Consider the following 24,090-nt stretch of genomic DNA (forward strand, 5'->3'; position numbering starts at 1 on the left):
GGGCTATGGCAAGTGCCGTAGGGCGCTTGTGTTCCGTCAGGTAGACCACGTTATCGTTCTTCGCGAGCAAGCCCGCTCCCACAGTGTCCGAGTAGAACCGCAGATTTGTGGACGACGCGAAACCTGTGGGAGCGGGCTTGCCCGCGAAAGCGATCTTCCAGACACCCAAGATCTCAGAGCTGCCAAACCTCAGTGCTCACAAAAAACGCTCGCGCATTGTCCTCCAGACTCTCCAGGTGATACCCGCCCTCCTGCACAATCAGGCACGGCAACCCCAGGCTGCGAATCCGCTCCCCGAGCACGGCAAAACCTTCGCGAGTCACCGCCACTTTGCTCTGCGGGTCCAGTTCGAAAATATCGAAGCCCAGGGACAACACCAGCACCTCGGCGCCAAAGTCCTTCACCTCCTGCAGCGCTACATCCAATTGCTCGAGAAAATCCGCCTCGCTCGCGCCATGGGCCATCGGCAGGTTGAGGTTGAAACCCTCCCCCGCCCCGACACCGCGCTCATCGGCGAAACCTGCGACGCCCGGATAGAAGTTGGTCGGATCGCCGTGCACCGACACGTAAAGCACGTCATCGCGGTCGTAGAAAATCTCCTGAATCCCCTGGCCGTGGTGCATGTCAGTATCCAGCACCGCCACCCGCGAAAAACCGCCGCGCAATACCTGCGCCGCCACCGCCGCATTGTTCACATAACAGAAACCACCCGCCGCTTCCGCTCGGGCGTGGTGACCCGGTGGACGGCACAGGGCATAGGCTGCCGGCTCGCCATCGAGCAACGCCCGGGCCCCGGCGATGGCGCTTTGCGCCGACCAGTAGGCCGAACGCCAGGTCTGCTCGCCCACCGGGCAACTGCCGTCGGCCAGATAGCGCGCCGCCTGCGCGAGAATCCCGCGCAGGGCATTGGGCTCGCGGACGAAGATGTTAGACATCACCTCGTCGCCCCAATCCTCGGGAATCTCTTTCCAGCGCTGATGGGCTTCCTGCAAAAACGTGAGGTACGGCGCACCGTGCACCGCCAGCAGCGGATCGAGCCCGGCATCGGCCGGTTGCTCGACGGTAAACCCCAACGCGTGAGACGCCTGCACCAGGCGCTGTGCGCGCTCAGGCACTTCCTGCGGCGTACGCATCTGGCCACGGGAGTAGTAACTGCGGGGATGGTGGAGTAATTGTTCTGGGTGGAAAAAACTGCGCATGGAATGAATACCTGTCAGTTAACGAAAATCTTGAAACCGGACACATCCCTCTGTAAGAGCGAGCCTGCTCGCGATGAGGTCGGCACATTCAACATTGATGGCGACTGATCCACCGCTATCGCGAGCAGGCTCGCTCCTACAGGGATTGTGTTTAGTCGGCTTTCCCGGCTCGAGCCAACACCGCGTTGAGCAACACATCGGTGCCCTGCCGCACATCTTCGGGCAACACGTCTTCGGCTTCGTTGTGGCTCAGGCCACCCACGCACGGGATGAACACCATGGCCGTCGGGCAGTACCGCGCCAGGTGGATCGCGTCATGTCCGGCGCCGCTGACAATCGACTGTTGAGCGTAGCCCAGCGCATCCACGGCCTGTTGCACCGCCGCCACGCAGTCCGCGTCGAACGGCGTCGCCGGGCTGATCCAGTGCGGGGTGATCGCCAGGTTCAAACCGCGAGCGTCGGCTATCGCCTGCAGCCGCGTACGGACCTGTTGCTCCATCGCCTCGATGGTTTCATCGCGGTGATGACGCAGGTCGACGGTGAAGTTCACCAGCCCCGGAATGGTGTTGCGCGACGACTTGTTGATGCTCAACTCGCCGACCGTGGTCAGGCCTTCGGGGGCGAAGTCCGCCGCCAGGCCTTCGATGGCCTGGATCATCTGCGCCACGCCGTACAAGGCGTCCTTGCGCAGGGGCATAGGCGTGGTGCCAGCGTGAGCCGCCATGCCTTCTACCCGTACGTCGAGCCAGCGAATCGCCTGGCCGCCGCTGACGACGCCGATGCTCTTGGCGTTGTCTTCGAGGATCGGCCCTTGTTCGATGTGGGCTTCAAAGTACGCATCCACCGCGCCGCCCAGCGGGCGCTCGCCGGCATAGCCGGTGCGTTGCAGCGCCTCGGCGACGCTGACGCCATCGATGTCGCGCACCGCCAGCGCGGCGTCCAGCGCCATGATGCCGGTGAACACCGCCGAGCCGAACATCGCCGGGGTGAAGCGTACGCCTTCTTCGTTGGTCCACACCGCCACTTCCAGCGGCTTGCGGGTCTGGATGCCCAGATCATTCAAGCATCGCACCACTTCCAGGCCGGCAAGCACGCCGTACACGCCATCGAACCGCCCGCCTTCGGGCTGGGTGTCGAGGTGGCTGCCCATCATCACCGGCGCAACGTCGGGATCAGTACCGGCGCGGCGGGCGAACAGGTTGCCAATGGCATCCACGCTCAGGGTCATGCCGGCTTCGCGGCACCAGTGGGCAAAGAGTTCACGACCGGCCTTGTCCTCATCGCTCAGGGCCAGGCGGCAGCTGCCGCCACGGGCGGTGGCACCGATTTCGGCCATCGCCATCAGGCTCGCCCAGAGGCGTTCGCCATTGATCTTCAACATGAGTTTCTCCAGGAAAATTCAGGGATCAGGCCTTGGCCAGTTCCACGCGTTCGGCGCTGGCATGGCGACGGGCAAGGGACAGCACACACAGCAGCGAAGTCGCGGCGATCAGGCTGTAGAACACCGCCCCGCCCCACTCGCCACCCACGGCGAACGTGCCGAAAGCGGCCATGGTGCTGAACTGTTTGTCATCGGAGGGAAAAAACAACGCGCCGAACACCAGCACGGCGCGGCTGGGACGAAGCGGGAGGCTTCATGGGGGACTCCTTTGGTTATTTTTCTGGCAGGAGAGAAACGGAAAATCCACGGAGCTCTGGCGGCGCCGGTCTGGGGATGATTTTTCGTTCCGGGACCATGATTAGTCAATTTTCTATTTATTATTCTAAGTATTAATACAGCTTATAATTGAGAGCAGCAGCCACTTGTGAACTTCGACAAGCCGGGGACGAAATGCAAAAACTGCAAATGCGGCGTCCAAAAAACGCTGGCAAAAAAAGGCCGCCCCAAAGGCGGCCAGGAAAACAGGTGTTGATTCAAAGCAGAAGCTAGCGATTGCGCGCGAGTTATCGTACTGGCCTTTCGATTGCAATTTTATGTTCAGCGCACGGATTAACCGGCTCTTTCCAAAGCGGAAAACAGGCTGACGAATTCCAATGAAAGCTTATGGTGTGGCGCCAAATGGATCATGGGCACCGACGCTTCATGGGACTCACGCATTTTGACCGTGCTGCTCAAATAATCCGGTAACACGGGCAAGCCCTCGGCCACCAATTCGTCGATCAGCATCTGGTGCACGCTGGCACGTGCCACAAACTGGTTGACCACCACTCCTTCCACGATCAACGACTCATTATGGTCAGCCTGCAACTCGGCCACTTCGGCGATGACGCTATAGAGCGCCTGACGGGAAAAGCTGTCGCAATCGAATGGAATCAGCACGCGGTCGGCGGCGATCAGTGCGCTGAAGGTATAGAAATTCAAGGACGGCGGAGTATCGATATAAATGCGTTCGTAATCTTCGGAAAGCTCCACCAACAAGCGGCGCAGCTTATTGATCTTGAATTTTGACTCAAGCTTTGGCTGCAGATCGGCAAGCTCGTGGCTGGCCGTGACCAGGTGCAGATTGTCGTAGCGAGTATCCGTGATGGCCACCCGATTCTTTTTGCTGGCCGGGCCACTGGATAAAGTTTGCTTGAAAAAATCGGCGATCCCCATGGGGATATCATCGCCTGTCAGTCCGGTCAGGTATTGGGTCGAGTTAGCCTGGGGATCGAGATCCACCAGTAGCGTCCTGTAGCCTTCGGCAGCACTGACAGCCGCGAGATTGCAGGCGATGCTTGATTTTCCAACGCCTCCTTTTTGATTGAACACAGCTCGACGCATGGGGGAGGTAACCTGAAAAAGATCTCCCTCGATCATAGGATTGAAACATTTCAGTAATATTTCTACGCGACAATTTTGTTTCATTTTTAAGACAGCAACTGCCATTCCCTGACTGCGCCATCCGACATGCAGTTAACGATAGGCGTGTCTGTACTTATGGCATTACAAGGAGGTCGACAATGCAATGTTCACTGGATGAAATACGCCACCAGATCCTGGACGCACAACCCGTGTTGAAACGACTCGATATCGAGATGGAAGGGATTCAGTTTGATCCGCTGGTACCTTCAAGCGTCACCGCTGCCTACGCCAAGGTAGATCGGGTGATTGAGCATCTGTTGGCCCGGTTCAAAGCAAACCCCATCCTTGGGCCGTTAACGACAGAGCTGAGGTCCCAATATCTTGATGGCATTCGAGCGAAGGTAGCGCATGCCAGGAATGGCAAGTAGCCTGGAACTTCGTCGGCAGCGACCGGTTGAATCCGGTCAGTCTGGAAGGACCGTCTTTTCAGCAGAATCGAGCAAATGCCAACCCTCAGCGGCTTGGTGTCGCTTGGGACTCTTCAAAATGATGCCGTAACAATGGCATCTCTCGCTAATAGCCAACGTAGACACGTTCTCGCCGATAAAATCCCTCCTTTGCAGCACTATAAGTAGCTAGCTATTTGTTAATGAAAGTCTGAAGTATTCATTTGAACTTTCGGATTCTTTCAGTCTGCGGCCTGTGCCTAACATCGGCTCCACAGCGAACCAGCCTCTTGGCAGCCTGGCGCCGTCGAAGTGCTTTTGCAGCAGGCCCTGGGATTTTTGAGGATCACCGATGAAGCTGGAAATTTTTCGCACGCTGTGGGGCTACACCGCCAGCAAGGCTCAGGCGCTCGAGGAGTTGCTGCAAGCAGGCTTTGATGGCATGGAAGCACGCCTGCCACTGGACACCCGTGAACGGGCCGAGTTCGCCGCCTTTCTCCAGGCCAATCGCCTGGGCTATATCAGCACGGTCTTCACCGCGTACGACGTGCTGCCGGATCAGTCGGCAACCCCTGCCGTCCACCTCAATGACCTCGACCAGAAACTCGCCTGGGCCGCCGAACTCGGCCCACGCTTCGTCAACGTGCTGGCGGGCAATGACCGCTGGTCCTTGCCACAGCAAGTAGAGTTTTTTGGCCATGCGCTGGAACTGGCGCGCAAGCACGGCCAGGTCTGCAGTTTCGAAATCCACCGCTCGCGTTCGCTGTTCAACCCCTGGGTGACCCTGGAGTTGATCCGGCAACTGCCCGAGCTGCTGTTTACCAGTGACATCAGCCATTGGGTGGTGACCTGCGAGCGCCTGTTGAATGACCCGGCCGATGACCTGAGCGCTTTCATCGAGCGGGTTCACCATATCCAGGCCAGGGTCGGTTATGACCAGGGACCGCAGGTTCCGCACCCGGCGGCTCCCGAATATGCAAGGGAACTGGCCTTCCACCAGCAGCACTGGGAAAGCATCTGGCGCTCGCAGCAAGCCCGCGGTTACCAGGTCAGCACCTTGACCCCGGAATTCGGCGCCGACGGCTACCTGCATCACTTGCCCTTCACCAATGTCCCGGTCGCCGACCTGTGGTCATTGAACGTGTGGATGGGCCAGACCGAGCGCGAACACTTCGAGCGTTTCAGCCACTCAAGCCATCCTTAGGGAGCCGATGCGTCATGCCTGACAACAAAAACAACAGCGCAAGCACTGACTCACACAAAGCCAACTTCAACAGCATCCCGGTGGTCAACATCGCCGGTCTGTTCAGCTTTGAACTGGAACACCGCCTGGCCGTCGCCGAACAATTGGGGCGCGCTGCCAGCGAGGTCGGGTTCCTCTATATCACCGATCACGGTATCGACCCGCAACTGATCGCCAACCTGCGCAAGGCTGCCAAGGACTTTTTCGACCAGCCGCTGGACGCCAAGATGCGCCACTACATTGGCACCTCGCAAACCCACAAGGGCTTTGTGCCCGAAGGCGAAGAGGTCTATTCCAAGGGCAAGCCGGACCACAAGGAAGCCTTCGACGTCGGTTTCGAAGTCCCGGCCGATGACCCGCTGGTGCTGGCCAACACCCCATTGCTGGGGCCCAACGACTGGCCGCAGCTGCAAGGTTTCAAGGCGTCGGTGCAGGCCTACTATGAAGCCATCTTCGCCTTGGGCCGGCGCCTGTTCGGCGGCTTTGCCCTGACCCTGGGCCTGGAAGAAAACTACTTCGACAGCCTGGTTACCCGTCCACCGTCCAAGCTGCGCCTTATCCACTATCCCTTCGACGGCGCAGCCCATGACGCACCAGGTCTTGGAGCCCATACTGATTACGAGTGCTTCACCATTCTTTTGGCCGACAAACCGGGCCTTGAGGTGATGAACAATCTTGGCCAATGGATCGATGCACCACCGATTGCCGATGCCTTTGTCGTCAACATCGGCGACATGCTGGAGGTGATGACGGCAGGCGCTTTCGTTGCCACCGCGCACCGGGTGCGCAGCGTGAAGGAGGAGCGTTATTCCTTCCCGCTGTTTTATGCCTGCGACTATCACACCCAGATCAGACCGCTGCCCGGATTCGCCCAGGCAGGCAACGACTACGAAGAAATCACCATCGGCGAACACATGTATGGCCAGGCGTTGCAGACCTATCAGTATCTGCGCCAGAGGGTGGCCAACGGGGAAGTTCAACTGCCAGGCAAGGCACGAAAGCCCGCCAGTTTCGGACATTTGAAAAATCAGGCTCAACCGTCCTGATTGAAGTTTTCAGCTAAACCCCTACCTACGCCGGAGTCAGCACGTCATGAAAAACAACAAGAAAAACCTTTTGAGCCTGGCTGTATTGGCAGCCGGCATGTTCGGCGCCTCGGTGAGCATGGCCGCGGCAGACACGTTGAAGGTCGGCATGGAGATCACCTACCCACCCTTCGAGTCCTATGACAAGGACAAGAACGTAGTGGGTTCGGACCCCGAACTGGCAACGTCACTGGCCAAACACATGAACGCCAAGGTGGAGTTCGTCGACACCAAGTTCCCGAGCCTGATCCTGGGCCTTAACTCCGGCAAGTACGACGCGATCATTTCCGGCATGTACATCACACCGGAGCGCCAGACCCAGGCCCAGACCATCGCCTATGCCAATACCGGTGCCGCGGTCATGGTGCCCAAGGGCAGCGAGATCAATGCAAAAAAGCCTGAAGACCTGTGCGGCCTGAAACTGGGCCTGGAACAGGGCACCACTTGGGTCAAGGAATTCAAGAAGCTCTCCGATGAATACTGCGTGCCGAACAACAAAGGCGCGATCACCGTCAGCGAGTACCCTTCGGCACCTGAAGTGACCCAGGCCTTGCTGTCCAAGAACATTCAGGCCCAGGTTGAAATCGCCGGTGCGGCAAAAATGATCGCGGAAAAGACCAACGGCCGGGTAGTGATCACCACCGAACATCCGATTTATCAGCAAACCCTGGGCATCTTCGTCAAGAAAGGTAACGACGAAACCTTCCAGGCCGTGCAAAAGGCCTTCGAGGAGAGCAAAAAGAGCGGTGAATACGCGGCAATTCTCCAGAAATATGGCCTGGAAGAACCGACTGCCAACTAAGAACCTGTCCTTGTAGTCTGGTCATCTGCCTCCCCTGCACCGGGGCGGCAGTTCGAGGTGCCCCATGCAATTCGATTGGTCGTATTTCTTATCCCTGTTCTCCCTGCCGGACTTCTGGAAGGCCTGCGTCACGGTGGTCCAGCTCAGCGCCCTGGCCTGGTTCATCGGCATGCTGCTGGGTTTTGTCCTGGCCTCGGCCAAGCTGTCCCAATCGCCCTTGCTGCGCATTCCCGCAGCGGTCTACATCTGGTTCTTCCGCAGCATCCCGTTGCTGGTGCTGGTGGTGTTCGTCTACAACCTGCCGCAATTGTTTCCCGGTAGCGGCCCGATTCTGTCCAACCCCTTCTACGCAGGGTTGCTGGCCCTGGTGGTCACTGAAGCTGCGTACATGGCGGAAATCCATCGTGGTGGCCTGATCTCCGTGGCCAAGGGCCAGAAGGAAGCCGGGCGCGCGCTGGGTGTCGGCCCGTTCGGCATGCAACGCCTGATCGTGATCCCCCAGGCTTTCCGTATTTCGCTGCCCACGCTGATCAATGAATACATCACGGTGGTCAAGCTGACCTCGCTGGTCTCGGTCATCTCCCTGACCGAAATCCTCACTGTCGGCCAGCGCCTCTATGCCACCAACTTCCTGGTCATGGAAACCCTGGCGGCGGTAGGCGTCTATTACGTGTTGATCGTCACCGTGTTCGGTTATTTCCTGCAGCGCCTGGAGCGCTATCTGGACCTGAACTTCCGCAAGCCGCACACACTCGACGAGGCCACCATCGCCAGGTTCAAGGCCAGCGCCGAAGCGTTGCCCGACACTGCGCGCAAAGCCGCCGGCAACAGCGCGACGCCCATCCTGCAACTGAAGAACATCCAGAAGAGCTATGGCACCCACAAGGTGCTGATGGGTATCGACCTGAATGTCGAATACGGCCAGGTGGTCTCGATCATCGGGCCATCCGGCTCCGGCAAGACGTCGTTGATCCGCACGGTCAACGGCCTGGAAACCATCGATACCGGCGACATTCTGTTGTTCGGCGAAAAATTCATCGAAGCGTCGGACAAACCCAACAGCACCCGCCTGCGCAAAGGCGTGCGGCACATCGGCATGGTGTTCCAGAACTTCAACCTGTTCCCGCACCGTACCATTCTCGACAACGTCACCCTGGCACCGCGTTACCACGGACAGCCGGGCGAGCTGAGTGAACATCGTGCTTATGCGCTACTGGACAAGGTCGGCCTGCTGGCCCATGCCCACAAGTATCCGCACCAGCTCTCCGGTGGGCAGCAACAGCGCGTGGCGATCGCTCGAGCCCTGGCGATGGAGCCGCAGATCATGCTGTTCGACGAGCCGACCTCGGCCCTCGACCCGGAACTGGTCAACGATGTGCTGAACGTGATACGCGACCTGGCCAAAGAAGGCATGACCATGCTGATCGTGACCCACGAAATGGACTTTGCCATGTCGATATCCGACCGGGTCGTATTCATGGAGAACGGTAATATCCAGCTGGATGCCGCACCGCAAACCATACGATGCGAAGCCGAAGGAGAACGCGTGCGGCGCTTCATGGGCATCAGTACTCGATCGCCGAACCTGTCTGCAACGCTGGATCATGCATGAGCAGGCAAGCACTTTCTTCGAACGTCCTTCTTTCAGGAAAACGTACATGAATCTGGGAATAGCAGGACGCTGGGCACTGGTGTGCGCCGCCAGTAAAGGTCTGGGCAAAGCCTGCGCACAGGCACTCGTTAACGAAGGCGTGAACGTGGTGATCACCGCACGGGGCGAACAGACGCTAAATGAAACAGCCCGTCAGCTCAGGGCGATAAACCCTGAAGTGACGGTCATCGCCGTCGCCGGAGATATTTCGACGCCCGAGGGTCGAGCGGCAGCGCTCAAGGCCCATGAGCATTTCGATATCCTGATCAACAACGCTGGAGGCCCTCCCCCCGGGGATTTCCGCGAGTGGAATCGCGACGCCTGGCTCAAGGCGCTGGATGCCAACATGCTGACGCCTATCGAGTTGATCAAGGCCACGGTAGACGGTATGGCGTCACGTGGATTTGGTCGAATCATCAACATCACGTCGAGTGCCGTGAAATCCCCGATCGAAAGCCTGGGCCTGTCCAACGGCGCGCGCAGTGGTCTGACGGGGTTTGTCGCAGGGCTTGCCCGGCAAGAAAACATTGCCAGTCGCAATGTGACGATCAACAACCTGCAGCCGGGCTCATTCGACACCGATCGACTGCGTGACAACCTGGTCGCTGCTGCTGAAGAGTCGGGGCAAGACAGTGAGGTATTCCTGGACGAATGCCGTAGCGAGATTCCCGCCAAACGCTTCGGCTCACCAGAAGAGTTCGGTGCGCTGTGTGCCTTCGTTTGCAGCAGCCATACGGGCTACCTGACCGGGCAGAACCTGTTGATTGATGGTGGGGCTGTTCGCTCCAGCCAATAATTGGCCGCCAACCGGATCGGCACCCGTGGCGGTGCCGGACGNNCGTCCGGCACCGCCACGGGTGACTAATCAGGGTTTACGCGCAATGATCACCTGACTTTTCGCCACCACCGCATCCAGCGCCTGCTTGATCTGTGCACCCCGTGGCGAGGCCAGGATCGCCTGCCAGGTATCCGCCCAGTGGTTGAGCAGCGGATGGTCCGGGTTGCTGAAATCGACCTTGGCTTCCCAGAACAACAGCATCCACATCGACCAGTAGAATCCGTACTGACTGTGGCTGATCACTTCCAGGCCGGCATCGCTGACCATGGCCTTGAACTGCTCCTCGCTGATGATGCGGATGTGGTTGGGCTTCTGGAAATACTCGGCCGCCGCGATATCTTTCTGCAGGTCTTCGGAGCTGGGATGCGGGACGCTCAGCAGATACAACGCGCCCGGTTTGCCGACGCGCACCAACTCTGCGAGGAACTGCGCCGGATCGTCCACGTGCTCGATGACCTCGGTGGACACCACCCGGGTGGCGGTCCCATCGGCAATCGGCAGCGGGTTGCAGTCGGTGACATGGCATTCGACGTCGCGGGCCGGTGTATCGCCCAGGCGCTGGCGGGTCGCCTCGACCTTGGCCGCGTCGATATCGGCGATGATGATCTTCGCCCCGCGCATCCCGCAGAAATGCACGTTACCACCGTCGCCGCAGCCGACATCCAGCAGCGTGTCTTCGGGGGTCACCGGGAAGCCGGTGAACAGTTCGCCGGTTTGCTGATTGAACCAGCCGCTGAGCATCGCGTCGTGCAGGCCGAGCATGTAGGGATCGACCTTCTGGGCCACTGGCGCCGCGGGCGGTGTCTCTGGCTGCACAGGCGTGGGCGTGCCCGCCGTGAGTTTCTTCAAAAGGCTCAGCATGAGGTGGCTCCAGAGGATGGGACGGCTGTTCGGGAGTTGCCCAGGCGTTTGACCAGCGAGGCGCCGCGGTTGCGCATGGGCATTTCAATGAAGCGATAGTTGAGTTCGCTCAGCAGCACGATCAGGCCGCCAGCCATCAGCAACATCAGAATCGGATGGCCAGCCGGACTGGGCAGCCCGGCAGCCTGTAAACGGAAAATGAACTCACGAACCAGCAAGTAGGCCGGGATATGGATCAGGTAAATCCCGTAGGAGCGGCTGCCGACCCAGGTCATCAGGTTCTTGAACATTCCCTTGGGCATCAGGTAATCGCGGTTGTAGGACGCGATCCACACCAGCAGCGCACACAGCAGCGCAATCACACCGATTCGGTAATGGGTAAAGGTGAAACGGTCCGTCGCCATGAAACCGAGCACCAGTGCAATCCCGACCAGTGCCGACAGGCCGGCCCAGGAGCGACGCAGGAAAGTCGGCTCCCAACGCCGGTACGAAGGCTGCGCGCTCCACATCGCCAACAGCACGCCAAGGGCCAGCGCGTCGGTGCGCACCACCATCAGGATCGGTGTGCGCAAGGTCAACAACTGCACCGCCACCAGCGCCAGCAACGCCCACACCAAGTGCTTGCGAAACAGCACGATCATCAGCGGAAACAGCAGGTAGAACTGCTCTTCCAGCGACAGGCTCCAGTACACGAAACTGGTGCCGTATTCGTAGCGATAAAAACTGTCGGCAAAGCGGAAGTTGGCGTACTGCGCGATGCCGGCCAGGGTCGCCTGAATGTTCGCCTGCAGGGTGCCGAACGCGCCGGAGCGGTTGAGAAAAAGGCACGCCAGCAACATCAGCGCCAGCCATAACCAGGCCGACGGCAGCAATCGAAAGGCCCGGCGCAACCAGAAGTTGCGCGTCTGTTGCCAATACTCCTGACGCGTGGTGCAGCGGCGCAAGGCCGGGATCAGGCTGCGGGCAATGACAAAGCCCGAGATCGCGAAGAACAGATCCACGCCCCACCACGGCTGACTGTACAGCGTGATGGCCTGCAACAACGGCACAGCCGCCGCAAACAGGCTGTCCTGCAGGTGATGAAACAACACGCCAAGCACCGCAATGCCGCGCAGCAACTCGATGTCCATGATCCGTTTTTCGTTGCTCATGCACCCTCCTGGACATGAGGTTTGCGAGCAATGATCACTTGGCTCTTGGGCATGAACCGGTCCAGCATCTGCTTGATCGCCAACCCGTCGGGCTGGGCCAGCAAGTCCTGCCAGGTTTTCGCCCAGCTCTCCATCAGCGGCGGATACGGCGCCTGAATCCGGTCGCGAACCGCACCGCCCAATTCACGCCCGGCAGCCCGCTCACTGGCCCAGAAAAAAATCATGCCCATGACCCAGAAAAACCCGGTGGCCTGGCGATGCTCGATGACCAGGCCCGCGTCTTCCACCAGCGCGGCGAATCGCTCGGGGCTGAAAATCTGCACGTGATTGGGCGATTGAAAATAGCTGGCCGGGGCGATGCCTTTCTGCAGATGCTCGCCCACCGGGGACGGTACGCTCAGCAGGTACAGTGCACCGGGGCGGCCCATGCGCACCAGTTCGGCCATGAAGGGTTCTGGCTGATCGATGTGTTCGAGCACTTCCATGCACACGACTTTGCTGGCGCAGCCCTCGGCCAATGGCAGCGGCAAACTGTTGCTGACCAGCCCCAGGTTCGGCTTGTCTGATTGTGCCGCCACTTGCCGGGCAAGCTCGCGGACCTTGTCGTGTTCACTGTCGGTGAAGATCACCGAAGCGCCCTGCCGGACCGCGAACAAGGTCGCCACGCCTTCGCCGCAACCGACATCCAGCAAGGTGTCGTCGGCGGTGATGGCAAACCCCTTGAGCAATTCGCCGCTGTCGCCGAGAAACCAACCGTCGAGCAGGGCATCGTACAAACCGATATCCCTGGGCGATACCCGCGTTTCTGGCTGGGCGACCACTACCGGTGCGGGCCGTAACTTCGCAAGCAGGCGCCGAATCATGTGCCCGACGCTTGTGCGCAGTTTGCTTCACGCCGTTCCAGCACCTGCTCGAGCACCGCCTTCAGGCGCTGTTCGGCAACGGCCTGGCTGCAGAATCCCTGCAGACTACGCACGGCATGGGCCGACATCCTTTGATAGCGCTCGACGTCCTGTCTGGCAACGTCATGGCTGGCGGAAAAAGCCGTACACAGCGAGTCCCAATCCGTGACGTAGCGCAGGGTACGATACGCGGCGCGAGGATCGTGGGGCCAGGATGTCAGTTCATCGGTACTGTCGACGATAAACGCGTTGTCACGGTCGATGTAGTCGGCCATGGCGGTGTTCAGCGGCGCAATCGCCGGCTTGCCGCAGGACATGAACTCCATCAACGGCAGGCATTGCCCTTCGCCGTAGGAACAATTGACGACGTAACTGGTGGCCTCGACCAGGCGCTCGTAGTCGACGTCGGACAGATAGCCGTGGATCAGCACGATGCGGCACTGATAGGACTGATTCTTGTAGACATGGTGCAGCATGTCGTTCAGCGCGTTGGCGATGTCATGGTGCGTGAGCTTGAGCACCAGGGTCGCGTCGGGCCTGTCGCGAAAGGCGGTGCAGAACGCACTGATCATGTCCTTCCAGTTCTTGCGTCCGTCGTAGGGATTGAACACCGAGGTGTAGACCACGCCCTCGAGCAGCAGCTCACAGTCGCGCGGCGGCTGGTCGAAGGCAATCGGCGTGCCCTCGCGCAAACGTTCCGGGCCGTAGGGGCGCAAGTCCGTGGTGCGACTGTCGATCAACAACCCGCGCAGGTTCAAGCGCGTAGGGCCCACGACCGGACGCTTGTCCAGAAGCTCGCCACGGGCGGCAAAACGGTCCCAGACAGGCGCCGCGATAGCGCAGATCGGGTAATCGGGGCCCATCACATCGCGCACGGCATTCACGGTAAAACTGGAGTGGGTGATCGCCGTCCCGCTGGCGCCCAGCACCGTCCGCCAGTCATGCCGTGGTTCGCCCTGCCAGCTCTCGGTGGGAATGGTGCTGAACTCCCAGGCGAACACCGGAATCGTCGGGCACGCGTAGTGGACCGGCGTGCGATGCGGTGGCGAAAAGGACAGGAACACACAGTCTTCGCCCCGGCTCTGGCAATCGAAATACAGCCGATCGACCAGTTCGTCCGGGTTGCTGACCTCAATCACCTGCCCGAGTCGTTCGAGCACCGGACGGAATTCCTTGAGGACGAAGTAATAGCTGTACTCGGGCCGCCCCAGGTTCTGCTGGATGTTGCTCTTGTTGGTTTCCGAATGAATGATGATCAGCACGATGCAGCCCCCGTTTCGGCAACCACCGGCACGACGTCACGGGCAGGTTCCTGTTTGAAGAACAGTGCCAGTCGCTGCTGCACCGGGGCGAAGCTGCAGTACTGGTGCATGCGTTCGCTGGCCGCGTCCGCCATGGTCTGCCAGGCGTCCGGTTGGTTCTTTGCCATCGCGTAGCTGTTCTCATAAGCCATTTTCAACGAGCCCCAGTCCGGACGGTGGCGCAAGGTGCGGTACAGGATGCGCGCGTCTTCCGGCCAGATCGTCGGCTCCTGGCTGGACTTGACGACGAAAGCCACGCGCTCGTCGATGTAGTCGCGCATCGCCGTGTGGTTCGGGGCAATGACCGGCCGGGCGCAGGACATGAACTCCATCAGTGGCAGGCACAGACCTTCGCAGCGCGAAGCGTTGACGTAGTAACTCGCCGCGCCATAGAGCCGGGCGAACTGCTCGTCCTGCAGATAACCGTGCATGACCACCACGCGACAGGCGAAGGGCGAGAGCTGGGACAGCAAGGTGATGAGTTCGACGTAATAGGTCGACAGGTCGTTCTGGGTCATCTTCAACACGAGCGTGGCGTCTTGCACATCACGCAGCGCCCAGCAGAACGCCGTGATCAGTTGGTGCCAGTTCTTGCGCCCGTCATCGGGGTTGAACACGCTCACGTAGATGACGCCATCGACCTCGATTTCGACCGTTTGGCTGGTGTCGGGGAAAGCTGCTTGTGGATGCTCGTCCTGCGCGGAGGTTTCGCTGATGACAGGTTCATCCGCCACGGGCGCTTCGCTGACTGCGGATTCGACCGGCAACGCTTGAGGCGTCCGAAATCTGGCCAGCCATGGGCGAACGGCATCCGGCACCAGATCGCGAATGGCTTCGCGATACCACAACAGCAGGTAATGCCTGGTAATGAAGAGGCGTCGACGCAGGGTCAACGGCGGCACCGGAGGTTCGGGTTCGGGTTCGGGTTCGACGATTTCCTGCGGCGGTTGCTCGATGAGCGGCGCGATCAAACCATCGGCGGACAATCCCATCGAGCGACTGTCCAGGATGCAACCCTTGATCTGCAACGTGGCGCCCGCGTTAACCGGCGTACCGGGATATTGCTGGCGAATGTCGGCGAATCGTTCCCACAAAGGCGTCGGCAACACCAGCACCGGGAAGTCGTCACCCAGGGTCCGGCGGATGGCTTCGGCGGTATGGGTGGACAAGGTGATCACCCGCCCCAGACGTGCCAGTGTCTGGCTCCAGTCCTGACGCGGATCGTTGTCCCAGTGCTCGGCGGGAATGGTGTCGAACTCCCAGGCAACCACGCACACCATCGGGCATTGCAAGTCGGTGGGAGTCTTGTGCGGTGGCGCGAACGAAATGAACAGGCAGTCCTGACCGGCCTGCTGCAACTGTCGATATAGCGGATCGACCTCGGCGGCCGATGACACCACATGCACCGGTCCGAGGCTTTCGAACAGCGGTCGGTACGCCTTGAGTACGAAGTAGTAACTGTACTCGGGACGGCCGAGACTCTGGCTGATGGAGCTGTCGTTGACGTCGGAGTAAAGAATAAAATTCATGGCATCCCACGGTGACGCCGCCAATCCGGCAGCCTCACGCTATGACGGGGAGGACAGGGTTCGAGCCAGTGTTCACTGGCGCTCGTCCATTGTCTTACTGCCCGTCTTCGTTCTTGTTTTAGTGGTCAGTTCCTCGCAGTTTCGAAGCGACGCTGCCGAACCCTGGATCATCGTGACGAGGGGCATTCTAACCACATCCGTTGAGGATTCGTGAACCGCTCGACGAGAATAAATCAGGCTACGCTGACGAGAACTGACCAGTCACGGTTGGACCTGTTGAAATTGCCGAGCAAATGGCACAGATTGGCTACCAAACAACTACAACAAAACATTTCACCTGTCTTTGCGAGCGATCCTGTTGATTCGTGAGACCCTTCCATTAAGTCTGTAGGAATGGATGAAATGCATGACCGGGGGGTCGCTGTTGAAAAAACGTCTGTTTGTCACGGGCCTGACTGGATTCGTAGGACAACACATCCAATCGCGCTTGCAGGCTGATGCCTCGGAGTGGGCGCTTCTGCCTGTGCCTTGCCAGTACGATCTCGCCGTGCCGGACAGCCTCGAAGGCTTGTGGCCGGAAATGCCCGATGCGGTGATTCACCTGGCCGGCCAGACCTTCGTCCCGGAAGCCTTTCGTGATCCGGCGCGCACCCTGAACATCAATCTGCTGGGCACCCTGAACCTGCTGCAAGCGCTCAAGGCGCGCGGCTTCACCGGCACGTTTCTGTACGTCAGCTCCGGTGATGTCTATGGCCAGGTCACTGAAGCCGATTTGCCCATCACCGAATTGCAGCCACCCTGCCCGCGCAACCCATACGCCGTGAGCAAACTGTCGGCAGAGTTCCTGAGCCTGCAATGGGGCCTGAGCGAAGACTGGCCCGTACTGGTCGCCCGCCCGTTCAACCACATTGGAACCGGGCAGAAAGACAGCTTCGTCATCGCCAGCGCCGCCCGCCAGATCTGCCGGATCAAGCAAGGCCTGCAAGGGCCACAACTGGAGGTCGGGGACATCGACGTCACGCGCGATTTCCTTGATGTCGGGGACGTGGTCTCGGCCTACCTGGCATTGCTGGAGAACGGTACGCCGGGGCAGGTCTACAACATTTGCTCGGGACGCGAGCAGAGCATTCGCAGTTTGATCGAACAACTGGCAGATCTTGCCCAGGTCGACCTGCAACTGGTCCAGGACCCTGCGCGACTTCGCCGCGCGGATCAGCGTCGTGTGTGTGGCAGCCCTGCGAGGCTGACCCAAACCACCGAATGGAAGCCTGAAATCACAACACAACAATCCCTGCGGGCGATCCTGTCCGACTGGGAGAAGCGAGTACGACAAGAATGACTAAAAGTGCATTGATCACAGGTATCACCGGCCAGGATGGCGCTTATCTGGCCAAACTGTTACTCGACAAGGGCTACAAAGTCCACGGCCTGGTGGCGCGTCGCAGCAGCGACTCGCGCTGGCGCCTGCGCGAGATGGGGGTCGAGGCGGACATCGTCTACCTGGACGGCGACATGGCCGATGCCTGTTCAGTGCAGCGCGCGGTGATCAAGTCGGCGCCGGACGAGGTATACAACCTTGCCGCGCAAAGCTTTGTCGCGGCCTCCTGGGATCAACCGGTGACCACCGGCATCGTCGACGGTCTGGGCGTTACCCACCTGCTCGAAGCGATTCGTCAATTCAGCCCGCACACGCGTTTCTACCAGGCGTCCACCAGTGAAATGTTCGGTCTGATCCAGGCCGAGCAGCAGGACGAGAACACTCCGTTCTATCCGCGCAGCCCTTATGGCGTGGCCAAGTTGTACGGCCACTGGATCACCGTGAACTACCGCGAAAGTTTCAACCTGCACGCCAGCAGCGGCATTCTGTTCAACCATGAATCACCGCTGCGCGGCATCGAGTTCGTCACGCGCAAAGTCACCGACGCCGCCGCCCGCATCAAGCAGGGCAAGCAGCAGGAACTGCGCCTGGGCAACATCGACGCCAAGCGCGACTGGGGCTTTGCCGGGGACTACGTCGAAGCCATGTGGCTGATGCTGCAACAGGACAAACCCGACGACTTCGTGGTGGCCACCGGCGTGACCACCACCGTGCGCGAGATGTGCCGGATCGCCTTTGATCACGTGGGCCTGAACTACCGCGATTTCGTGAGGATCGACCCCGCGTTCTTCCGCCCGGCCGAAGTCGAAGTGCTGCTCGGCAACCCGGCCAAGGCCCAGCGTGTGCTGGGCTGGAAACCAAAAACCGATCTGGATGCCTTGATCCGCATGATGATGGATGCGGACATGAAACGCGTCGCCAAGGAGTAGGCCATGCTGATTCCCGTGATTCTCTCCGGCGGTGCCGGTACAAGGTTGTGGCCGGTGTCGCGTGAAGGCCATCCCAAACCGTTCATGGCATTGCCCGACGGCCAGTCGCTGCTGGGCAAGACCTATCGGCGTGCCGCGGACCTGCTCGATGGCTGGGGCGATATCGTCACGGTGACCAACCGCGAGTACTACTTCCAGAGCAAGGATCACTTTCGGGACGCGCACCTGGGCCGGCATCGCGGGCACTTCCTGCTGGAGCCGACGGGTCGCAATACCGCGCCGGCCATTGCCGCTGCCGCCCTCTCCCTCCAGGCCCTGCATGGCGACGACGCGATCATGCTGGTCATGCCCGCCGACCATCTGATCGTCAATGTCGACGCGCTGAAGGACGCGGTCGAGCATGCCGTGACATTGGCCAGGCGCGGTCACCTGGTGACCTTCGGTGTCGTGCCGACCGCTCCGGAAACCGGTTTTGGCTACATTGAAGCCGGCACATCACTGGACGACAAAGGCGCGGCCAGCGTGCGGCGCTTCGTCGAAAAACCCGACCTGCAAACCGCGACGCATTACGTGGAAAGCGGCAACTTCCTGTGGAACTCCGGGATGTTCTGCTTCTCGGTCGCCAGCCTGCTGGCCGAACTGCAAACCCATGCTCCCGCCTTGCTGGAGCAGACGCAGACCTGCATGACCGCCAGCGCTGCGGTGGAAAACGCCGGTAGCCTGCAGCAGGAACTGTCGCCGGCCCTGTTTGGCGAAATCATGGATATTTCCATCGACTACGCGTTGATGGAGCGCTCCGACAAGGTGGTCGTCGTGCCGGCCCGTTTCGACTGGAGCGACATCGGTTCCTGGAGTGCGGTGGCCGCGCTGGTACCGGCGGATGCTCAAAACAACCGCGCCGTCGGCGAGTCGATTTTCATCGACAGCCACGACAACTTCGTCCAGAGCGATAACCGTCTGGTCGCAACCGTGGGCGTGGACAACCTGATCATCGTCGACACCGCCGACGCGGTGCTGGTGGCCCACGCCGACCGCGCCCAGGATGTGCGCCGGGTGGCCAGGCAGCTCAAGGATAAAGAGCACGAAGCCTATCGCCTGCACCGTACGGTCAGCCGGCCATGGGGCACCTATACCGTGCTCGAGGAAGGCCCGCGCTTCAAGATCAAACGCATCGTGGTCAAGCCCGGCGCCAAGTTGTCGTTGCAGATGCACCACCATCGCAATGAACACTGGGTGGTGGTCGAAGGCATGGCCAAGGTCACCAACAATGGCACCGGCACGCACCTGGTGGCCAAGAACGAATCGACCTTCATTGCCGCCGGTCACAAGCATCGCCTGGAGAATCCCGGCGTAATCGATCTTGTGATCATCGAAGTGCAAAGCGGCGAATACCTGGGAGAGGACGACATCGTCCGCTTCGAAGATCAATACGGCAGGACGGTTTGAATGCTGCGTAATCTTTACCAATCGCTGTGGAATTACCGGGGTTTCATCCTCGGCAGCGTCAAACGGGAGTTTCAGGCGCGTTATCGCAACTCGCTGTTCGGTGCCTTGTGGACCGTGCTCAATCCGCTGTCGATGATCCTCGTCTACACGGTGATCTTTTCCACCATCATGCGCGCCCGCTTGCCAGGCGTGGACGACGGGTTGGCCTATAGCGTCTACCTGTGCGCCGGCCTGCTGACCTGGGGACTGTTCGCCGAGATCACGACGCGCAGCCAGAGCATGTTCCTGGAGAACGCCAACCTGCTGAAGAAAATCAGCTTCCCGCGCATCTGCCTGCCGGTCATCGTGCTGCTCAATGCCGGGATCAATTTCGCAATCATCCTGGGGTTGTTCCTCGGCTTTCTGCTGATCAGCGGGCGGCTGCCCGGCATGGCATTGCTGGCGCTGGTGCCGTTGCTGGTCCTGCAAGTGATCTTCGCCGCGGGGCTGGGGATGATTCTGGGCGTGCTCAACGTGTTCTTTCGCGACGTCGGGCAGTTTTTCGGCATCTGCCTGCAATTCTGGTTCTGGCTGACGCCCATCGTTTATCCGCTGTCGATCCTGCCGCCGGGCATCCAGCGCGTTATCGAGCTGAACCCGATGACCGCACTGATGAACAGCTACCAGAACCTGTTTCTCTACAATCAATGGCCAGACTGGAGCTCGCTGGTGCCGTTGCTGGTGATCGGCCTGTTGTTCTGTGGGATGGCGCTGCGGCTGTTCCGCCAGCGTGTCGGTGAAATGGTGGACGAGCTCTGATGGGACATATACGTGTCAGTGGCCTGGGCAAGGCCTACAAGCAGTATCCGAATCGCTGGAGCCGGCTGTTCGAATGGCTGGTGCCGTTTTCCCGCACCCGGCATCACCTGCACTGGGTGCTGCAAGGGGTCGATTTCGAGATTCAGCCGGGCGAAGCCGTGGGCATCGTCGGGGTCAACGGAGCCGGCAAAAGCACGCTGTTGAAGATGATCACCGGCACCACCCAACCCACCTGCGGCGACATCCGGTTGCAAGGTCGCGTGGCGGCGCTGCTGGAGCTGGGCATGGGCTTCCACCCGGACTTCACCGGTCGGCAGAACACCTTCATGGCCGGGCAGTTGCTCGGCATGCAGGTCGAAGAAATCGAAGCGCTGATGCCGGAGATCGAGAGCTTCGCCGAAATCGGCGAGGCCATCGACCATCCGGTTCGCACCTACTCCAGCGGCATGCAGATGCGCCTGGCCTTCAGCGTGGCCACCGCACGGCGCCCGGACATCCTGATCGTCGATGAAGCGCTGTCCGTGGGTGACGCCTATTTCCAGCACAAAAGCTTTGATCGCATCCGCAACTTCCGCAAGGCCGGCACCACGTTGCTGATCGTGTCCCATGACCGCTCGGCGATCCAGTCGATCTGCGACACCGCGATCCTCCTGGAAAACGGGCGCATGGCCATGCGCGGCAAGCCCGAAGAAGTGATGGACTACTACAACGCCATGCTCGCCCAGCGCGAGGGCCAGACGGTGCGCCAGGAAATGCTCGCCAACGGGCAGGTACAAACCATTTCCGGAACAGGCGAAGCGGGCATTCTCAGCGTCCGCCTGCTTGACCCCAAGGGCCGTTCGGTAGAGGTGGCGGAAGTCGGTCAGGCGATGGTCCTGGAAGTGCAGGTCGAGGTGCGCCAGGACATCGAGCGACTGATTCTCGGTTTCATGATCAAGGATCGGCTCGGCCAGCCCATGTACGGCATCAATACCCACCGGGTCGACAAAGCCCTTACCGACCTGAGTGCCGGCGAACGCATCACCTACCGCTTTGCCTTCGACATGCGCCTGGGCAAGGGCAATTATTCGGTGGCCCTGAGCCTGTCGCGGCTGGATTCGCACCTGGATCGCAATTTCGAATGGCGTGACTACGGGCTGGTCTTCCACGTGATCAACAATCGCCAGGAAGACTTCGTGGGTTGCTCCTGGCTCGAAGCGCAGACCAGCGTGACCCGTTCCAGTGAGAATCGGGTGGAATCCATTGGGGAAACACGATGAGCAGACTGTTGGTGGAATGTACCTACGTCTTCGAACACCCGGATGCCAACTCGGGCATTCAACGGGTCGTTCGCAATGTGATTCAGCAACTGCCGGCCGCCGATGCCCAGCGTGAATGCATTCCGGTGGTGATGATCAATGGCGCGTTGTTCGAGGTGAAAAGCCTGGCGCCCTTGCCGACCGTCAAAGTGGACCTGATGAGCCTGCGGGTGAAGCTCGAACAGTTCGCCAATCAATTCTGGCTGCGCCACCGCACACTGGAACGACGCCGCCCTTTCAGCCAGTCGAAGTTCGCCCGCCGGGTGCTTTACGTCGGTTGCCGTCTGACCGCGTTCGCCTGCCTGAGCCTGCCGATGCGCCTGCTCGATCGCGCACTCAAGGGCAAGAAGGTTCCCGAACGCTGCGTGCCGTTGCAGCATCGCGCCGGCGATCAACTGGTGCTGCTGGATTCGTCCTGGCACGCCAACTTCTTCCCCCTGGCCGAGCAACTCAAGCGTGACGGGGTGGGCATCGTTTCGGTGATCTACGACCTGATTCCCCTGACCCACCCGCAGTTCTGCGACGCAGGATTGGTGAAGGTGTTCAACGAATGGTTCGACTGGATCGCCCGCACCGCCGATGGCTACGTGGCGATCTCGACCACCATCCGCGACCAGGTTCGCCAGGAGATGACCCGCAGGATCGGCTCCACGCAGGTGCAGCAACGCTGGTTCGACTACTTTCACCTCGGTTCCGAACTCGACTTGACCGATGCCCGTTCCGCCGTCGACCCGGGGCTGCTGCAGATGTTCAAGACACCGGATCCTGTGTTCCTCATGGTCAGCACCATCGAGCCGCGCAAGAACCATGCGTATCTGCTGGACGCGTTCGAGCTCGCCTGGGCGGCCGGGTCAAAAGCCCGGTTGTGCATCGTCGGCAAGATTGGCTGGAAGTGCGAGGTGCTGATCGAACGTATCCGCCGGCATCCGCAATTGAACCAGCGCCTGTTCATGTTCAACACCCTCTCGGACAAGAGCCTGGAACACGCCTACTCCCACGCGACATCGCTGGTGTTCCCCTCCTACGTCGAAGGGTTCGGCTTGCCGCTGGTGGAAGCCATGCAGCGAGGCCTGCCGGCCATGGCCAGCGATATCCCGGTGTTCCGCGAAATCGGTGGCGAGTACATGGCGTATTTCGACCTCGCCGACCCGCAGAACCTGGCCGACCTGGTCACCGACATGGAAAGCGGCGGCGCGTTTCCCGCCCCCCTCAACCTGGATAACTGGAGTTGGCTGAGCTGGCGCGAGGCGAGTGCACAACTGGTCGGACGCATCCAACGCAACCTGCACAGCGATGCGAAGGTGCCTGAGAGTCAGCATGCGAATTGCCCTTAACGCCCGCATCCTCCAGGCCCCGCGCACGGGCATCGGCCACTACGTCGCCGAACTGGCGACGGCCCTGGCCCGCGAACCGGACGTCGAGTTGTCGTTGTTCCATGGCTGGGGCTGGAGTTCGACCCTGCCTGAGGCAGCGATGCCCGGTTACTCGCGTCTGACGCCGTTGCTGCGCCAGATCCCGGGAGCCTATCAGGCGCGGCGCTGGCTGGAGCAGAAACGCTTTGATCAGGGCCTCGCGCAAGCCATCGACCTCTACCACGAACCGAGTTTTTGGCCGCTGTCGTTCGACGGCCCGACCGTCATCACCCTGCATGACCTGACTCACCTGCACTATCCCGAAACGCAGCCACCGGCGCGCTTGCGAGAAATCGAACGGCGCGTGGCCGACGGCGTGCGACAGGCAAGCCTGATTCTTACCGACTCGCAATACATTGCTGACGAAACCCAGGCGCATTTCGGGTTACCGGCCGAGCGCTTCGTGGTAGCACCGCTGGGTGTGGCCGCGCGCTTCCACCCCCGTGAACCCGAGGCCATCGATCAGGTCCTCAAGGCACACGGCGTCGAGGCGCGGGAGTATTTTCTCTGCGTCGGCACCCTGGAGCCGCGCAAGAACCTGCCCCTGGCCCTGCGCGCCCATGCCCTACTACCGGAAACCGTGCGCCAGCGTTTTCCGTTGCTGATCGCCGGCATGGCCGGCTGGCAGCGCCAGCAGCTCAACGACGAATTACGCTCCGCCCTCGCGTCAGGTCATGTGTGCCTGCTGGGGTACCTGCCTGACGAGGATCTGGCGCAGTTGCTGGCCGGTGCCCGGGCGCTGGTCTTCCCTTCGTTGTACGAGGGGTTCGGCCTGCCGGTGCTGGAGGCCATGGCCAGTGGCACCCCAGTGATTCTGACGGGTGAATCGGCGATGCCGGAGGTGGCTGGCAATGCCGGCAACTACATCGAGGCGCACGACCCCGACACCTTGCGCGATGCCCTGCAGCGGTTGATCGACGACCCGGCGCATTGGCAGGTCTGTCGCGAGATGGGCCTGCAGCGAGCGAAGCTTTTTTCCTGGGAGCGTTGCGCGACGGTGACCGCCCGCGCCTACCGCCAGGTAATGGAGAACTGA

General features: G+C 60.5%; 22 protein-coding genes. 13 read left to right on the forward strand and 9 right to left on the reverse strand.

Going from position 1 to position 24,090, the window contains the following annotated elements; genetic code table 11:
• Positions 1-173 precede the first annotated feature (173 nt).
• The 4 genes from VC35_RS24815 to VC35_RS24830 all read right to left on the reverse strand — a co-directional run bounded on the left by VC35_RS24815 (position 174) and on the right by VC35_RS24830 (position 3,963).
• Positions 174-1,199: a histone deacetylase family protein gene (locus VC35_RS24815; protein ID WP_046043198.1), complete on the reverse strand. Its 1,026-nt coding sequence runs from the start codon at positions 1,197-1,199 to the stop codon at positions 174-176.
• A 151-nt stretch (positions 1,200-1,350) separates the two neighbouring features.
• On the reverse strand, positions 1,351-2,580 hold the full coding sequence (locus VC35_RS24820; protein WP_046043199.1) for a Zn-dependent hydrolase: 1,230 nt from the start codon (positions 2,578-2,580) through the stop codon (positions 1,351-1,353).
• Positions 2,581-2,605: 25 nt separating this feature from the next.
• Positions 2,606-2,788 carry a hypothetical protein gene (locus VC35_RS24825; RefSeq protein ID WP_185754851.1) on the reverse strand — a complete coding sequence of 61 codons (183 nt, stop codon included), beginning with the start codon at positions 2,786-2,788 and terminating at the stop codon, positions 2,606-2,608.
• Positions 2,789-3,189: 401 nt separating this feature from the next.
• Entirely contained in the window at positions 3,190-3,963 is a 774-nt protein-coding gene (locus VC35_RS24830) for a ParA family protein (RefSeq protein ID WP_046043201.1), read from the reverse strand.
• Positions 3,964-4,142: 179 nt separating this feature from the next.
• Between VC35_RS24830 and VC35_RS24835 the strand changes: the two genes are divergently transcribed.
• The 6 genes from VC35_RS24835 to VC35_RS24860 all read left to right on the forward strand — a co-directional run bounded on the left by VC35_RS24835 (position 4,143) and on the right by VC35_RS24860 (position 10,007).
• Positions 4,143-4,412 carry a hypothetical protein gene (locus VC35_RS24835; protein WP_046043202.1) on the forward strand — a complete coding sequence of 90 codons (270 nt, stop codon included), beginning with the start codon at positions 4,143-4,145 and terminating at the stop codon, positions 4,410-4,412.
• Positions 4,413-4,782: 370 nt separating this feature from the next.
• Positions 4,783-5,634, forward strand: a complete 852-nt coding sequence (locus VC35_RS24840) for a sugar phosphate isomerase/epimerase family protein (RefSeq protein WP_046043203.1) — start codon at positions 4,783-4,785, stop codon at positions 5,632-5,634.
• 14 nt (positions 5,635-5,648) lie between these two features.
• Complete coding sequence (locus VC35_RS24845) at positions 5,649-6,719, forward strand: isopenicillin N synthase family dioxygenase (RefSeq protein WP_046043204.1); 1,071 nt, start codon at positions 5,649-5,651, stop codon at positions 6,717-6,719.
• A gap of 46 nt (positions 6,720-6,765) precedes the next feature.
• A complete protein-coding gene (locus VC35_RS24850) occupies positions 6,766-7,560 on the forward strand; it encodes an ABC transporter substrate-binding protein (protein WP_046043205.1) in 795 nt (264 codons plus the stop codon).
• Between the two features lie 64 nt (positions 7,561-7,624).
• Positions 7,625-9,172, forward strand: a complete 1,548-nt coding sequence (locus VC35_RS24855) for an amino acid ABC transporter permease/ATP-binding protein (RefSeq protein ID WP_046043206.1) — start codon at positions 7,625-7,627, stop codon at positions 9,170-9,172.
• Between the two features lie 46 nt (positions 9,173-9,218).
• Entirely contained in the window at positions 9,219-10,007 is a 789-nt protein-coding gene (locus VC35_RS24860) for an SDR family oxidoreductase (RefSeq protein WP_046043207.1), read from the forward strand.
• 69 nt (positions 10,008-10,076) lie between these two features.
• Here the strand turns inward: VC35_RS24860 and VC35_RS24865 are convergent, their stop codons facing one another.
• From VC35_RS24865 to VC35_RS24885, 5 genes are read right to left on the reverse strand one after another with little or no spacing between them, the layout of a single operon-like run.
• Positions 10,077-10,910, reverse strand: a complete 834-nt coding sequence (locus VC35_RS24865; RefSeq protein ID WP_046043208.1) for a class I SAM-dependent methyltransferase — start codon at positions 10,908-10,910, stop codon at positions 10,077-10,079.
• A complete protein-coding gene (locus tag VC35_RS24870) occupies positions 10,904-12,061 on the reverse strand; it encodes an acyltransferase family protein (RefSeq protein ID WP_046043209.1) in 1,158 nt (385 codons plus the stop codon). Before VC35_RS24870 ends, VC35_RS24865 begins: the two co-directional genes overlap by 7 nt.
• On the reverse strand, positions 12,058-12,924 hold the full coding sequence (locus VC35_RS24875; RefSeq protein WP_046043210.1) for a class I SAM-dependent methyltransferase: 867 nt from the start codon (positions 12,922-12,924) through the stop codon (positions 12,058-12,060). Before VC35_RS24875 ends, VC35_RS24870 begins: the two co-directional genes overlap by 4 nt.
• Positions 12,921-14,225, reverse strand: coding sequence for a glycosyltransferase (locus VC35_RS24880; protein WP_046043211.1), 1,305 nt, complete (start codon positions 14,223-14,225; stop codon positions 12,921-12,923). The genes VC35_RS24875 and VC35_RS24880 overlap by 4 nt, the downstream gene beginning before the upstream one ends.
• Positions 14,219-15,793: a glycosyltransferase gene (locus VC35_RS24885; protein WP_046043212.1), complete on the reverse strand. Its 1,575-nt coding sequence runs from the start codon at positions 15,791-15,793 to the stop codon at positions 14,219-14,221. Before VC35_RS24885 ends, VC35_RS24880 begins: the two co-directional genes overlap by 7 nt.
• 424 nt (positions 15,794-16,217) lie before the next feature.
• Here VC35_RS24885 and VC35_RS24895 point away from each other — a divergent pair, with 424 nt between their 5' ends.
• The 7 genes from VC35_RS24895 to VC35_RS24925 are packed head-to-tail and all read left to right on the forward strand — an operon-like array spanning position 16,218 to position 24,090.
• Complete coding sequence (locus tag VC35_RS24895) at positions 16,218-17,132, forward strand: GDP-mannose 4,6-dehydratase (protein ID WP_046043232.1); 915 nt, start codon at positions 16,218-16,220, stop codon at positions 17,130-17,132.
• A complete protein-coding gene (gene gmd, locus VC35_RS24900; RefSeq protein WP_046043214.1) occupies positions 17,129-18,100 on the forward strand; it encodes a GDP-mannose 4,6-dehydratase in 972 nt (323 codons plus the stop codon). The genes VC35_RS24895 and gmd overlap by 4 nt, the downstream gene beginning before the upstream one ends.
• A gap of 3 nt (positions 18,101-18,103) precedes the next feature.
• Positions 18,104-19,546 carry a mannose-1-phosphate guanylyltransferase/mannose-6-phosphate isomerase gene (locus tag VC35_RS24905; protein WP_046043216.1) on the forward strand — a complete coding sequence of 481 codons (1,443 nt, stop codon included), beginning with the start codon at positions 18,104-18,106 and terminating at the stop codon, positions 19,544-19,546.
• Positions 19,547-20,344 (forward strand): ABC transporter permease, encoded by a 798-nt coding sequence (locus VC35_RS24910; protein ID WP_046043217.1) that lies wholly within the window; start codon positions 19,547-19,549, stop codon positions 20,342-20,344.
• Positions 20,344-21,603: an ABC transporter ATP-binding protein gene (locus VC35_RS24915; protein ID WP_046043219.1), complete on the forward strand. Its 1,260-nt coding sequence runs from the start codon at positions 20,344-20,346 to the stop codon at positions 21,601-21,603. The genes VC35_RS24910 and VC35_RS24915 overlap by 1 nt, the downstream gene beginning before the upstream one ends.
• Positions 21,600-22,976, forward strand: a complete 1,377-nt coding sequence (locus VC35_RS24920; RefSeq protein ID WP_046043220.1) for a glycosyltransferase family 4 protein — start codon at positions 21,600-21,602, stop codon at positions 22,974-22,976. The genes VC35_RS24915 and VC35_RS24920 overlap by 4 nt, the downstream gene beginning before the upstream one ends.
• Positions 22,960-24,090 carry a glycosyltransferase family 4 protein gene (locus VC35_RS24925; protein WP_046043222.1) on the forward strand — a complete coding sequence of 377 codons (1,131 nt, stop codon included), beginning with the start codon at positions 22,960-22,962 and terminating at the stop codon, positions 24,088-24,090. Before VC35_RS24920 ends, VC35_RS24925 begins: the two co-directional genes overlap by 17 nt.

The sequence above is a fragment of the Pseudomonas fluorescens genome (assembly GCF_000967965.1).
Taxonomy (GTDB): domain Bacteria; phylum Pseudomonadota; class Gammaproteobacteria; order Pseudomonadales; family Pseudomonadaceae; genus Aquipseudomonas; species Aquipseudomonas grandcourensis.

What these genes read in the sequence shown, in the direction of transcription:
- VC35_RS24815 (WP_046043198.1), bottom strand. Translation starts at nt 1,199, where the DNA reads ATGCGCAGTTTTTTCCACCCAGAACAATTACTCCACCATCCCCGCAGT.
- VC35_RS24820 (WP_046043199.1), bottom strand. Translation starts at nt 2,580, where the DNA reads ATGTTGAAGATCAATGGCGAACGCCTCTGGGCGAGCCTGATGGCGATG.
- VC35_RS24830 (WP_046043201.1), bottom strand. Translation starts at nt 3,963, where the DNA reads ATGCGTCGAGCTGTGTTCAATCAAAAAGGAGGCGTTGGAAAATCAAGC.
- VC35_RS24835 (WP_046043202.1), top strand. Translation starts at nt 4,143, where the DNA reads ATGCAATGTTCACTGGATGAAATACGCCACCAGATCCTGGACGCACAA.
- VC35_RS24840 (WP_046043203.1), top strand. Translation starts at nt 4,783, where the DNA reads ATGAAGCTGGAAATTTTTCGCACGCTGTGGGGCTACACCGCCAGCAAG.
- VC35_RS24845 (WP_046043204.1), top strand. Translation starts at nt 5,649, where the DNA reads ATGCCTGACAACAAAAACAACAGCGCAAGCACTGACTCACACAAAGCC.
- VC35_RS24850 (WP_046043205.1), top strand. Translation starts at nt 6,766, where the DNA reads ATGAAAAACAACAAGAAAAACCTTTTGAGCCTGGCTGTATTGGCAGCC.
- VC35_RS24855 (WP_046043206.1), top strand. Translation starts at nt 7,625, where the DNA reads ATGCAATTCGATTGGTCGTATTTCTTATCCCTGTTCTCCCTGCCGGAC.
- VC35_RS24860 (WP_046043207.1), top strand. Translation starts at nt 9,219, where the DNA reads ATGAATCTGGGAATAGCAGGACGCTGGGCACTGGTGTGCGCCGCCAGT.
- VC35_RS24865 (WP_046043208.1), bottom strand. Translation starts at nt 10,910, where the DNA reads ATGCTGAGCCTTTTGAAGAAACTCACGGCGGGCACGCCCACGCCTGTG.
- VC35_RS24870 (WP_046043209.1), bottom strand. Translation starts at nt 12,061, where the DNA reads ATGAGCAACGAAAAACGGATCATGGACATCGAGTTGCTGCGCGGCATT.
- VC35_RS24875 (WP_046043210.1), bottom strand. Translation starts at nt 12,924, where the DNA reads ATGATTCGGCGCCTGCTTGCGAAGTTACGGCCCGCACCGGTAGTGGTC.
- VC35_RS24885 (WP_046043212.1), bottom strand. Translation starts at nt 15,793, where the DNA reads ATGAATTTTATTCTTTACTCCGACGTCAACGACAGCTCCATCAGCCAG.
- gmd (WP_046043214.1), top strand. Translation starts at nt 17,129, where the DNA reads ATGACTAAAAGTGCATTGATCACAGGTATCACCGGCCAGGATGGCGCT.
- VC35_RS24905 (WP_046043216.1), top strand. Translation starts at nt 18,104, where the DNA reads ATGCTGATTCCCGTGATTCTCTCCGGCGGTGCCGGTACAAGGTTGTGG.
- VC35_RS24910 (WP_046043217.1), top strand. Translation starts at nt 19,547, where the DNA reads ATGCTGCGTAATCTTTACCAATCGCTGTGGAATTACCGGGGTTTCATC.
- VC35_RS24915 (WP_046043219.1), top strand. Translation starts at nt 20,344, where the DNA reads ATGGGACATATACGTGTCAGTGGCCTGGGCAAGGCCTACAAGCAGTAT.
- VC35_RS24920 (WP_046043220.1), top strand. Translation starts at nt 21,600, where the DNA reads ATGAGCAGACTGTTGGTGGAATGTACCTACGTCTTCGAACACCCGGAT.
- VC35_RS24925 (WP_046043222.1), top strand. Translation starts at nt 22,960, where the DNA reads ATGCGAATTGCCCTTAACGCCCGCATCCTCCAGGCCCCGCGCACGGGC.